This window comes from Enterococcus sp. DIV0213h, from assembly GCF_051711285.1.
In the GTDB taxonomy this organism is placed as follows: Bacteria; Bacillota; Bacilli; order Lactobacillales; family Enterococcaceae; genus Enterococcus_D; species Enterococcus_D casseliflavus.
This window is the reverse complement of sequence record NZ_JBIOMH010000001.1, coordinates 1,559,466-1,572,282: the sequence shown is the minus strand read 5'-3', so window position 1 is coordinate 1,572,282 and position 12,817 is coordinate 1,559,466. Positions and strand designations below refer to the sequence as shown.

The following is a 12,817-nucleotide window of genomic DNA, read 5'->3' as shown; positions in this document are numbered from 1 at the left end:
AATAACATCCATGGCACAGTGTTTCTTCTCGCTCTAAGTTTATCATTTTCTGCACTGAGAATCTATAATAACCCACTATTCTCAATGAATTTTCTGAAAAACAAGGTCGATGAATCAGAGAATGATCAATTCTTTCGGTGAATGTGTCAACACTTTATTACCAGTTTCGGTGATCAAAAGATCATCTTCGATACGAACGCCGCCAATTCCTGGAAGATAGATCCCTGGTTCATCTGTAATGACGTTTCCGACAACAAATGCTTTATCAGCGCGGAAGGATACATTTGGTCCTTCGTGGATCTCTAAACCAATCCCATGGCCTGTTGAATGACCAAAGGCATCTCCGTAGCCAAAGGAAGCAATATGATCCCGAGCGATCGCATCTAGTTCAATTCCGGTCATTCCAGGTTTTGCTGCGGCCAAGACTTTTTCTTGCGCTTCAAGTACGATTTGATAGATTTCCTTCAATTTATCGCCAGGATCTCCTACTGCAAAGGTTCTAGTCATATCAGATACATAGCCTTGATAGTAACAGCCAAAGTCTAACGTGATCAGATCGCCTTGTTCGATCACTTTTTCACTGGCAACCCCATGGGGCATTGCTGAACGCAGCCCACTAGCAACGATCGTTTCAAAAGATACGCTTGTGGCACCTAATGAACGCATAAAGAAATCTAACTGATTCGCTACTTCGATTTCTGTCATTCCTGGGCGGACCATTTTCAAAATATGTTCGAATCCTTGATCGGCGATATGACAGGCTTGTTGGATCAATGCGATCTCTTCCTCATCTTTGACTTCCCGCAAAGCCTCGATCATCCCCGATACAGGGGCAAGGGATGATTCCTCGATCAAGTCTTCTAAGACGGAGTATTCAGCAAAGCTGACGAAACTTTCTTCAAAAGCTAAGACATTGATTTCTTCCTTTTGGCAGATGGTTGCAACTTCTTCAAAAATCGGTCCACTATTTTTTACGATCTCAAATCCTTGAGCTTGGGCAGCTGCTTGCTCTGTATATCGGAAATCTGTTACAAAAAAAGCTTTGTCCAACGTAATGACTGCTAAACCAGTTGTCCCAGTAAAGTTTGTCAAGTAACGCAAATTGTATGGGCTGGTGATCAAGAACCCATCAATCGAATCTTTTCTCATTGCTTCACGTAATTTTTCAACTCTTAACATGTATCGTTCCCTACTTTCTTGTTCTATACGATAGTATTATAACAAACTTCCAGAAAAAGCGGAAAGCAAGCGAAAAGTTTTCTAAAAAATCAAGCAATATGAATAAACGATAGAGTACTTTAAAAAGACTGCCGTGTGATCTTTCGTTGTTCTCTTCTAAATGATGGCTTCCGTGCACAAAAAAAGCAATTCAATCAATGAATTGCTTTTTTGATAATTATCTTTTACGTCCCAAAAAGAACGATACGACTGCCACGAAAATGACCGCACCGATAATCGCTGGCACGATGGCCATTCCTGCTACTTGCGGTCCCCAAGTGCCAAAAAGGCCTTGACCAATCGATGCGCCTACAAGTCCTGCAACGATATCAAAAATACAACCGCGTTTTTCGCCTGCAATGGCACCACCGATTGAACCGATGACCGCTCCTACGATCAATGTCCATAAAAAGTGCATACTAACCCCTCCTAAACTTTCTTATAAAAAGGGTACCATATTGAGAATCAATTGGAAAAATATATGCTCTCTTGTTATTTTCTGCGAGTGAAGGCTCGTTTCAATACATCAAAAAAGCCTAATGAATGCACCATATGGTCTGGATCGACGTATTCACGAATCGCTCGCAAGACTTTTTTTGGTTCTTTTGAGGAGAAGGTATACGTGCCATTCTTTTTGGTGCGGATCGCATAGCGTGGTATCCAACGGCCTTTGAACATGACCGAAGCGATCACATAGTCGACATCTTCCCATGGGATCTGAATAAACTTGCGTTTGTCACGGTCATTGTAAAACTCAAAGGCTTTATCGCCGATCATGATTTTGCCGTACTCATTGATCCCTAAAAAAGACGTAGCATCGATCGTCAAATCCACTTTTGTATTAAGAGATTGTACCATTTGCGCTTACTCCATTCTATATCGTCTTATTATCTTATTATACGTGTTTGCAGCAGGTTTGGCGAATAAATAAAAAGGTACTTGGGTTGCCCCAAGCACCTTTCATTGAAAAGATTATAACAATCCGATCAAGTGTCCACCGATACCGACTAAGAATAGACCGATAATAATGATGATTGGAGAAACTTTTTTCTTCAATAACCACATACATAATAAAGTAAGCAATAGTGCAGCTAGACCAGGAATCAATTGATCCAAGTTGTTTTGCAATGTTGTTACTTTTGTATCAGTCAACGCACGGCCTTCAGCAACTTGTTGGAAGGCTTGTTGCAAACCAGCAGAGCCAGAAGGCAAGTTCGCCCAATCGACATAAGCACCTTCATCAAGCGGTACGCTTGAGACAACTGGCGCAAATGAGATCGATACCCAACGCTGAACGAGTGACCCTAATACGAACATTCCTAAAATTGAAGCACCTTTTGTTACATCTTGCAACAATCCGCCTGAAAGGTCATCAGTGATTTTTGAACCAGCACGATAGCCGAATTCTTGTGTGTACCACATAAATGCCCAACGGATGATGTTCCATGCAACGAAGAAGATGATTGGACCTAAGATGTTTCCAGCTAAAGCAAGAGAAGCACCTAGAGCACCTAACATCGGACGTACAGTAAACCAGAACACAGGGTCACCGACACCGGCTAAAGGACCCATCATCCCAACTTTCACCCCTTGGATCGCTACGTCATCAACAGGCGCGCCATTGGCACGTTCTTCTTCTAAGGCTAATGTTACCCCTAAGATTGGCGATGCGATATATGGGTGAGTGTTAAAGAATTCTAAGTGACGCTTCAATGCAGCGGCACGGTCTTCTTTTGTTTTGTATAATTTTTTGATTGCTGGAATCATTGAGAATGCCCAACCACCATTTTGCATACGTTCATAGTTCCATGAACCTTGAATGAAGGTAGAGCGCCATGCTACGGCTAAACGATCTTTTTTATTTAATTGAATTTTTTCTGCCATTTTTTTCTCCTCCTTCGATTCTAATAGTCATTCAAGATATCGCCTAGAGGGTCGCCAGTGTTGCTGCCGCCGCCTCCATTTGATGATCCGCCCATTTTAGTTAGGTTCAAGTAGATCAATGCGATTGCTACTGCCAAAGCACCGATAGCGATCAATGTCAATTGAGAAATAGCTGCGATAACGAAACCGATAATGAAGAATGGCCATACTTCACGAGTTGCCATCATATTGATAACCATTGCATAACCAACGGCAACAACCATACCACCACCGATAGCCATACCATCAGTTAACCATGCAGGCATTGATTCTAAGAAGTTTTGAACAGTTGCAGCAGGAATTGCCAATAATGCAGCTGCAGGAATCGCAATACGAACCCCTTGCATACATACAGCGATCACATGCCACATTTCGATTTTACGAATGTTGCCTTCTTCAGCAGCAGCATCCATAAAGTGAACGATTGGCACAGCCAATGTACGAACGATCATTGTCAAGAACAAACCAGCAACAGCTAGAGGGATCGCAACGGCAATCGCTGTATCAACACCAGCAGTTCCTTGTCCACCTAAAACTAAAATAATTGCAGATGCAACAGACGCCAATGCAGCATCAGGTGCAACAGCGGCACCGATATTTGCCCATCCAAGTGCGATCATTTGTAATGATCCGCCCAAAATGATACATGCTTCCAAATTACCGGTCACTAAACCGATCAAAGTACACGCGACTAGCGGTTGATGGAATTGGAATTCATCCAAGATTCCTTCCATACCAGCTAAAAAGGCAACGAGTACTACTAATACCATAGATATAATAGTCATGATAGACCTCCTATTTAGTTGAATACGTTTCTATTTATTCGCCAATTCATTTTTGGCTTTGCGTAAGATTTCGTCCATGTTGTCTCGAGAGTCATTTGGCACTTTACGAACATCGAATTTGATGCCGCGTCCTTTTAGATCTTCAAATGTCTTCACATCGTCCGTACCCATCGACAATACTTTACTTACAACAACTTTCCCAACAGAGTGAGCCATTGAACCAACGTTCACCTCAGTGATGTCAACGCCACCTTCAACTGCACGCAACACATCTTGTGGGTTTTCAAATAATAGTAAAGCTTTCGTATTCCCGAAACGAGGGTCTTTAGAAACTTCGATCATTTTATCCACTGGGATGACGTTCGCTTTTACTCCTGGAGGAGCTGCTTGTTCGATCAGTTTTTTACGCAAATCATCTTTTGCCACTGCATCAGAAACAACGATGATCCGAGATGGATTGACTGATTTTGTCCAAGCTGTAGCGACTTGACCATGTAGCAAACGAGAATCCACACGCGCAAGCACGATTTTGATTTTGCCATCGCCTAGAACAGTTCCCGGAGGAAGTGATCCTTTAGGTTGATCGTCTTGCACAGCTTTTGGTGCTGTCGCTTCTTCTGGTTCAAGCTCTTCTGGTTTGACCTTAACCCCTTCTTTAGCTGTTTCAACGATGTGCGCAGCGATTTCATGCGCAGTGTTCATTGAAAAACGTGAAGCATAGGCTTCGATCACCATTGGTAAATTCATACCAGCAACGATTGCCCATTTGTCTTTGTGATCTTCAAACAAGCTGTTTGCTTGGTTGAAAGGAGTACCACCCCAAAGATCAACTAAGAATAATACTTCTTCTTGATCGTCAAATGTAGCAATTGCTTCTTGCATTTTTGCCTTGATGTCATCTGGACCTTCACTTGGCATCAATGTAACAGCTTTAACATTTTCTTGTTCGCCGAAGATCATTGAACCAGATTGCAAAATGCCGTTAGCAAATTCTCCATGACTTGCTAGGATAATTCCTACCATCTTTTTACCTCCTATATCAAAATTGAAAAATGTGACACGAATACGAAAGAAAAAACAACATCGAAAAAATTAAGGGTGACTACCTTCTTTTTCCAAAATATCCTTCAAAAAGATTTTACGATCAGCTGGAACTTTGCGTATCTCTACTTCTATGCCTTGATTTTGCAAATAAAGCAGCGAAGCAAGATCTTGATCATTGACTGACACGAAATTAGTGATCATCCGTTTTCCCATTGAAAAGCTCATGCCGCCGATATTGACGGAACGAATGTCAATGCCTCCTTTGACCAGAGTCACGACATCTTGAGGGTTGGTAAATAATAACATGACTTTTTGCGTATTAAATAATGTGTTATGCGCCACCTCAAGCATTTTTGCTACTGTCACCACATTGGATTTGATTCCTGGTGGAGCAGCTTCTTTCAAGAGAAACTTCCGTAATTGGTCATTTGCGACCTCATCACTGACCACGATGATTCGATTGATACCAGTCATTTTCGACCAAGCTGTGGCGACCTGACCATGAATCAACCGATCGTCGATTCGGGCAAGACGTATATCCATTCCCATTGTGCAAGCCTCCTACATCCATCGATCCGCTTTTCATATTGAGGATCTGTTCTTTTTTCAATCACCTCCTGTATCCACTTATATAGAAGCAAGAAGCGTGCCAAGTTTTTTCGATACACTATTCTTGAAAAAACCTTAAGAATCAGCATTCGGACAATACACTAAAAAAGATACACTAAAAAATACTGTATCTTTTTTTAGTGTATCTGTATTATTTGCAGGATTTAAAAATACATTTCTTTTTCGTGATGGTTTTTGATCAGCTCCAACAGGTAATACTCTTCTGTCTTCGGCACTTCGATATTCATCAAGCGCGAAAATGATTGGACATGCACATGCAATTGGCCGTAAAGAGGATTCTCCTCCATCGCTGCTAAATCAATTTCAGAAACAGTCAATGGTTGACGCAATAAGATCCGCTCCAGCATACCTGCGCCATGCATCACAAAATTGATCTGAAAGCCTTGCTGCGCCCCTACCAAATCCAAATCGTGAATGATCTCTTCGCCAAATTTCCACAACGGCTCTACCACTTTTTTCGCATTGATATAGGTAAAGTTTTCCTCTAAATACCGAACACAGATTTCCTTTGCCTGCCGATCATCTAGCTGCACTTCATCTTCAAAACTCAAATCGTTTTCCAATAAGATATCATCCAACAAAAGATCAACATCTTGGTCGATAAAACGTTCTAATGAAATAAACGGTGCATCGATATGCGGATCAATGATCCCCGTTGCGGCAATCAGCTGGTAGCGCTGTTGAATCTGATCCAAGTCCGTTCTCAGATCCGCCACCGATAAGGTCACTACGTCAACATTTTGATTTTGGCGTTTTGACAATGAGCTTTGGATCAATTCTTTGATGCGCTGCGCTGTCCCTTTTCCCGAAGCGCAGACCGCTAGAATCGCTTTAGTGTGGTGGTTTTGTGTCACTGGTTCTTCCACAGTGACCGCTCCGTATCCGCGGAACTTCCGTAATGAATCATAGAGCTGATCGAGGTCCGTGCCGATCACTGATGCTTTACGGACCGTCTCAAGGACGATGGAGGTAGTCACCATATCGACTGTTCGAACAGCCACACCCGTTTCTCGCTGGATTTCATTATTAAAGGTCGCTAAGGACCCCATATCGACTAAGAGTATCACCCCACTGCCGTCATTGACTGCTCGTACACTATCCACGATTTTTTTCAACGCCACAGCCGGTGGCATATCTAATGGCATGTCCACCGCTGTCACTTGATCGACTTCCAACAGCTGCTTGACTACTTGTACCATACTACTAGCCGTACTGTTGCCGTGAGCTGCCACAACGACACCAATTTTCCCAGAGGAATGTGTCGTACGCAGTGAAACCAATAGAACTGCCAAATAATAGGATTCACTTTCAGGAATCGCCACGTGAAAGCTGTCGCCGATGAAGTCGCGGACTTCTTTGGCAACTTCGAACTCTTGGGGGTAATCCGCCACCATTTGACGAATGTTGTCGTTGGTTTGCCGTTCTTCTCCCAAATGGATCTTTTTCAAAAAAGAACTGATATGCAAACTCATCGCGTAAATAAAGTTTTGCTGGAAATCGTAATTTAACCGTTTCCGAACCATCTCATAAATTTGATTTGTTACACTGATCACTTTCTGATCGACAAATTCACTTAGTTTATTAACAGAATTAAAAGAGAAGCCGTGATCTTTATAAAAAGATTTCAAATGAACATTGATATCGGTTGAAATAAAATGATTGATTGCTTCTTGATCCAAACCATCTGCTTTTAATAAGGCTGCTTTATCCCCGATGATGTCGTAGAGATTGTAAGGCAATTCATAGGAATCTGATTGAATATTGTTTAAGTTTTGATTCGGTTGAATGCTGATCTTCGGTTCAAGGATCTTAGAAAGCTCCGCCAGCTCATTGCGGCGATTCCCCAAAACGATCAATCCCGAACGAATCCCTTCTGGCAAATCGATCAAATCGATCTCAATCTCATCTTGTTGCATATGATTCAAAAAGCCTCGGGCACAGACGAGCTGGACATTGGATTTCAATTGACCGATATTCCCAAAACTGACACTGCCGATTAACGCTTTGACTACATCTTCTGTCAAGGTGATCGTCCGCTGAATACGGGACGCCTCTTGCCCGACTAACACCCGAACGAGATCGACTTTTTCTGATGCGGGTCGTTTCTCAAAGAAGGGCAGTTGAATATTGATAGGAATGCGTCGGGTAAAGGTATCTAATAGCGTTGAGTTGGGGTCTTCGGTAGTCGCTCCAACGATTCGGACATTCGCTTGATGATTTTTGCCCGTCTCCCCTAAACGACTAAACGTTCCATGGTCCATAAAGTAAAAAATCATTTCTTGCCCTTCTGGCGGTAATCGATGGATCTCATCGAGAAACAACATACTCTCATCCGCTTGATCAATAATACCGATCTTCTCTTGATCGGCACCCGTAAAGGCCCCCCGTACATAACCAAACAAATGGCTCATCAAAAGCTCTGGGTTATTTGCATAGTCTGCACAGTTAAAGACGATCAATTCTTTGTCATCGGCAATTACTTGATTGCTTTTGGCAAACTGAAACATTGCATGGGCAAAGTAGGTTTTCCCAGAACCAGTAGGCCCTGTGATCAAGCAGTTTAGCCCTTTTGGCGGATACAAGATCGCTGCTTTCGCCTGCTCAACGGCATTTTTCATACTTCCGTTGGCACCGATGATCGTCGCAAAAATATCTCGGTCAGAGGGTTTTCCTTGTACCCGTTGAGGGAAGGCTTTTTCTCTTTGCGGGCGACTTTCTTTGTAGCTTGGCACATACTTTTCCCTACTGCTGGGATCGACCCCTGCCGCCCAGTAGCGAACAGGCCGCGAGTCGCTTTTTTCGACGCGCCCTTCTTTGACAAGCTTATTTAAATCCTTACTGGCATTACTGCGCTGAATGGCTAAATGATCGGCAACTTCTGAAGTAGACAACCCTTTCTTTTCCCCTAAGCCGCTCATCGTATTTTCGACGATATATTGATAAATCCGTTCGATTCGCTTGCCCAACAGCTTCGCCTCCTTGTTTTTTCCACTTGAATACTTTACTCATTTTTCTATAAAAAAGCAACTTTTTTTCCGCACAGAAAAAGCAAAATACTTTGTTCGAAAGAGCAATAGAACGTCCTATCACATGCTACTCTCAGCATAAAGCATTTTGCCAAAAAAAGATATTCAAAAGTCAGGATGCGTTAGGCTTTTTCATTGGGAATGAACGCTGGTACCTTTTCAGGAAACCATTGCAGTTCTTTTTGCATCCAAATCACATCGTGCCATTGATTGAACTTATAGCCGACCTGCGCAAAATCAGCAACTTTCCGATACCCAAGCTTCTCATGAAAAGCCTCGCTTTGTTGATTGCCTCCTGTAATGCAGGCAGTCAGATTGACCACGTTTTGCGCTTTTAATTTTTCTTCAAGCGCTTGATAAAGGGCGGTGCCGAGCCCTTTTGCTTTGGCATCCGGTGCTAAATAAACGGTTACTTCAACGGTCCAATCGTACGCAGCCCGTTCTTTATAAGCTGACGCATAGGCATAACCGACGATTTCACCAGCCTCTTCTGCAACGAGATACGGGTAGCGTTTCAAGGTCTTGGCGATGCGTTCCGCGAATTCTTGAACCGATGGCACCTCCGTTTCAAAGGTAATCGGTGTATTTTCTACATAATAAGCATAGATCGCTGTCAAGGCTTGGGCATCTGCAATCGTGGCAGAACGTATCGTCATAGAATCCCTTCTTTCAGTAAATTTTTTCCCAGTATACTCTTTCTGAACTAAAAAAACAATCCGCTTTTGACGGATCATTCCCTAGTGATAAATGATTTAGCGGGCTTTTTCAGCTCCGCAATACACGGTAAGATGCTGTGGCAGTACCGCTACTGTGATTGGCAATTCAGGTCCTGGATCACCATCGACATTTGTTTCGATCGTTGCCCCATCCGTCAAACGAATCGCAGCTTTATCAAAGGTTTGATAGCCAAGAACATCATTTGATTCTGTCACCCCTTTGAGAAGCTCTGGGACACTTTTGACGGTCTCCCAAAGATTCGTATCCTTCAAGTAGATCAGATGTAATTTGCCGTCATCGGTACTCGCTTTAGGCAAAAGAGATTCGAAACCGCCGATCGTATTGGATGACCCAACGATCATCGTACTGCTTTCCACAGCGATCGTCGTTTTTTCGCCATTATTTTCGGCGGTCACTTCAAACGGATGACTTTCATTTTTCCGCACTTCCCGCAGACCAGAAACAAAATAGGCCATTTTTCCCAGCTTGGTTTTTTCTTCGACCTCTACGTTGTTGATCGCTGCTGGAATCATACCGATCGCCACCACATTGGTAAAATAGTCTTGATTGACCTGACCAATATCGATTTTTCGGGTGTGATCCACTGCAAATGATTCGATGGCTTCCTTAGGATCTAGTGGAATCGCTAATGCTCTGGCTAAATCATTTACTGTTCCCAGCGGGAAGAAACCAAAATTTGGTCGTTTGTCATGAGGGGCTAAGCCATTGACCGCTTCATTGACGGTACCATCACCGCCCATTGCAAAGACACTGTCAAAATCTGCTGCCGCTTCAGAGGCAAAACGTGTGGCATCTCCTTCTTTTTCGGTATGCTTGACCACGACTTCTGAAAAAGCTTCCCGCAGCTTTTCTTCTGCCAGCTGCTCATATTCTTGGGCCTGTTCCCCACCAGAGCTTGGATTGACGATCAATAATGCTTTCATAAAACAGCCTCCTTGTTTGGGTTCATTTTCTATGAATCCAGTATAACAAGTTTCACGAAACCTGTCTTAAACGACCTCCGCCTATCCCCTACAAAAAAAACACAGCCTAATCAGACTGTGTTTTTTCGAGTACTCACTTCATTTTTTTAAACCAATCGTTTACGCAAACGCCCAGAAATAAAATCAATGATCGTGACCGTCACCACGATCCCTAATAAAATGATCCCTACACGGCTCCATGAACGCGCATTGATGGCAAAGATCATTGGTGTACCGATCCCACCTGCCCCTACGATCCCTAAGATCGAAGCTGAACGGACAGCCAGTTCAAATCGATACAAGGTAAAAGAAAGAAATTCTGGTATTAGTTGCGGCAATGTCGCAAAACCTAATACATCCCAGCGACTTCCTCCCGCACTAATGACGGATTCCGAGGGACCATGGTCCATGTTTTCGATTGCTTCGCTGTAAAGCTTTGCCAGCATCCCAATGGAATGGACACTGACCGCCAAGACACCAGCAAAGGAGCCCGGACCTACCGTTTTGATAAACATGATGGCTAAGACGATTTCTGGAAACGTTCGAATCGCCGTCAGCACGATTTTCCCAAATCCCGATAACCAGCGAGGGCTGTTTTTGCTGCGCGCCGCCCAAAAGGCAAAAGGAATACTTAAAATCGATGACAAAAAGGTCCCAACAAAGGCAATCGCGACGGTTTCGATCATCAGACTGATCAAATCTTCGCCATCACCGGTATAAACATAGCCCCAATCAGGATGAATCAGGCCATAAAAGATCGAGCCGACAATTTGACCGACATTTTCTTTAACACCAGCAAAAGGCACGCCAGCAAAAGCCCAGATATAAAGGAGGATAACGACTACTGCGATCAGCCAATTCCGTATTTTTTTCTTTTTCGGTTCTGCTGGCAACATCATAATAATCGCTCCCTTAATCTATTACTAATGGTATCAATCACCAAAACAACTGCAAAAATCACTAAGACGATGATCGACGTCTGGTCATATCGAAATTGGCTTAAAGATCGTTGTAAGAAAACACCGATTCCGCCTGCGCCGATATACCCAAGAATCGTCGATGCCCGCACATTGATCTCAAAGGCATAAAGCAAGTAACTAAGAAAATGACTCATGACTTGCGGTACGACTGCATAGCGGATGATATCAAACTTCGATCCTCCAGAAGCCGTGATCGCTTCGATCGGACCTTCATCAATCGTTTCAATCGATTCATAAAACAATTTGGTGATCATCCCAAAAGAAAACACAGAGATGGAGATCACCCCTGCAACGGGACCAATTCCGACAATGGCAACAAATAAAGCCGCCAGCATCAAATCGGGTACCGTCCGAATGATATTCAAAACAAAACGGAAACAACCACTGATCCAATGATTGGTCATGATATTTCGTGCTGCTAAAAGTGAAAACGGAAAGGCCGCCAGCGCACCAAAGGTTGTGCCGATGATCGCCATTTGTATGGTTTGCAAAATCGGCTCAACAATGATTTTGGCATATGCCCAATCAGGATGAGCCATCTTTTGTAAGATGACATTCATTTGACTGCTATTGCTAAAGAACCGTGCCAAATCAACACCTGAAATAGAGCCGCTAACGAACAATACCACTAAAAAAATGACGAGCCAAAGAACATTTTTCCATAGTCCGCTGCGTTTCGGCAACGTATTTGTCGTCATTGTCCCGCCCCTTCCTGCTCTTCCATGATCTCGCTGCCATAAATCTGTTTCAATCGCTGATCGGTCGCTTCACTGACAGGGCCATCAAAAACCAAGCCTCCGTCTCGTAACCCGATGATCCGCGTGCCGTATTCTCTTGCCAATTGGACAGAATGTAAATTGACTACGATGGTGATCCCCAGATCTTGATTGATCCGTTTTAAGTCATTCATGACTTTTTCAGTGGTTAACGGATCCAATGAAGCAACTGGTTCATCCGCTAAAATAATCTTCGGTTCTTGCGTCAATGCCCGGGCAATCGAAACTCGCTGCTGCTGACCGCCAGACAATTCATCGGCTCGGGTATAGACTTTTTCTGCTAAATTGACCCGCTGCAGTGATTGATACGCCAACTCTTTGTCCGCTTGCGGAAACAGACCCAGCAGCATTTTGAGCGTGGGATGATAAGCCACTCGCCCCGTTAAGACGTTTCGCAAGACACTCGAACGTTTCACCAAATTGAAGCTTTGGAAAATCATGCCAATGTCTCGACGAATCAAGCGCAGCTCTCTTCCTTTTGCTTTTGTGATCGACTTTTTATCGATTAAAATCTCGCCGCTTGTGATCTCGTGCAGTCGATTGATGGAGCGCAGCATCGTCGATTTACCTGCACCGGATAAGCCCACTACGATGACAAATTCCCCTTTTTTGATATCGATGTTCAAGTCCTTCAACCCCAACACCCCATTTGGGTATTGCTTGGTCACATTCTGAAATGAAATAATCGTTTCGTTCTCTAGAGCCATGATTCTCCTACTTTCTTTCCATTAGGTA

13 protein-coding genes are annotated in these 12,817 nt (G+C 43.4%); all 13 read right to left on the bottom strand.

Annotated features, from left to right (window positions below):
• Nucleotides 1-114 precede the first annotated feature (114 nt).
• Complete coding sequence (locus IGI77_RS07085; RefSeq protein ID WP_005225769.1) at nt 115-1,179, bottom strand: M24 family metallopeptidase; 1,065 nt, start codon at nt 1,177-1,179, stop codon at nt 115-117.
• A 217-nt stretch (nt 1,180-1,396) separates the two neighbouring features.
• The gene (locus tag IGI77_RS07080; protein ID WP_005225767.1) at nt 1,397-1,636 is read right to left on the bottom strand and encodes a GlsB/YeaQ/YmgE family stress response membrane protein; all 240 of its coding nucleotides are present in this window, start codon (nt 1,634-1,636) and stop codon (nt 1,397-1,399) included.
• A 74-nt stretch (nt 1,637-1,710) separates the two neighbouring features.
• Nucleotides 1,711-2,076: a DUF956 family protein gene (locus IGI77_RS07075; protein WP_005225766.1), complete on the bottom strand. Its 366-nt coding sequence runs from the start codon at nt 2,074-2,076 to the stop codon at nt 1,711-1,713.
• A 114-nt stretch (nt 2,077-2,190) separates the two neighbouring features.
• Nucleotides 2,191-3,102, bottom strand: coding sequence for a PTS system mannose/fructose/sorbose family transporter subunit IID (locus IGI77_RS07070; protein WP_005225765.1), 912 nt, complete (start codon nt 3,100-3,102; stop codon nt 2,191-2,193).
• A gap of 20 nt (nt 3,103-3,122) precedes the next feature.
• Nucleotides 3,123-3,926: a PTS mannose/fructose/sorbose transporter subunit IIC gene (locus tag IGI77_RS07065; RefSeq protein WP_005225764.1), complete on the bottom strand. Its 804-nt coding sequence runs from the start codon at nt 3,924-3,926 to the stop codon at nt 3,123-3,125.
• A 30-nt stretch (nt 3,927-3,956) separates the two neighbouring features.
• A complete protein-coding gene (locus IGI77_RS07060) occupies nt 3,957-4,949 on the bottom strand; it encodes a mannose/fructose/sorbose PTS transporter subunit IIA (RefSeq protein WP_005225763.1) in 993 nt (330 codons plus the stop codon).
• A 69-nt stretch (nt 4,950-5,018) separates the two neighbouring features.
• Nucleotides 5,019-5,513, bottom strand: coding sequence for a PTS system mannose/fructose/N-acetylgalactosamine-transporter subunit IIB (locus IGI77_RS07055; protein ID WP_026008065.1), 495 nt, complete (start codon nt 5,511-5,513; stop codon nt 5,019-5,021).
• 230 nt (nt 5,514-5,743) lie between these two features.
• The gene (locus IGI77_RS07050) at nt 5,744-8,518 is read right to left on the bottom strand and encodes a sigma-54-dependent transcriptional regulator (RefSeq protein WP_438770516.1); all 2,775 of its coding nucleotides are present in this window, start codon (nt 8,516-8,518) and stop codon (nt 5,744-5,746) included.
• 230 nt (nt 8,519-8,748) lie between these two features.
• Nucleotides 8,749-9,282: a GNAT family N-acetyltransferase gene (locus IGI77_RS07045; protein WP_005225759.1), complete on the bottom strand. Its 534-nt coding sequence runs from the start codon at nt 9,280-9,282 to the stop codon at nt 8,749-8,751.
• A gap of 96 nt (nt 9,283-9,378) precedes the next feature.
• Nucleotides 9,379-10,287, bottom strand: a complete 909-nt coding sequence (locus tag IGI77_RS07040; RefSeq protein WP_005225758.1) for a diacylglycerol/lipid kinase family protein — start codon at nt 10,285-10,287, stop codon at nt 9,379-9,381.
• Between the two features lie 146 nt (nt 10,288-10,433).
• Entirely contained in the window at nt 10,434-11,225 is a 792-nt protein-coding gene (phnE, locus tag IGI77_RS07035) for a phosphonate ABC transporter, permease protein PhnE (protein WP_010747988.1), read from the bottom strand.
• A complete protein-coding gene (phnE, locus tag IGI77_RS07030) occupies nt 11,222-12,004 on the bottom strand; it encodes a phosphonate ABC transporter, permease protein PhnE (RefSeq protein WP_005235330.1) in 783 nt (260 codons plus the stop codon). Before phnE (IGI77_RS07030) ends, phnE (IGI77_RS07035) begins: the two co-directional genes overlap by 4 nt.
• Entirely contained in the window at nt 12,001-12,789 is a 789-nt protein-coding gene (gene phnC, locus IGI77_RS07025) for a phosphonate ABC transporter ATP-binding protein (RefSeq protein WP_311953504.1), read from the bottom strand. The genes phnE (IGI77_RS07030) and phnC overlap by 4 nt, the downstream gene beginning before the upstream one ends.
• Between the last annotated feature and the right edge of the window lie 28 nt (nt 12,790-12,817).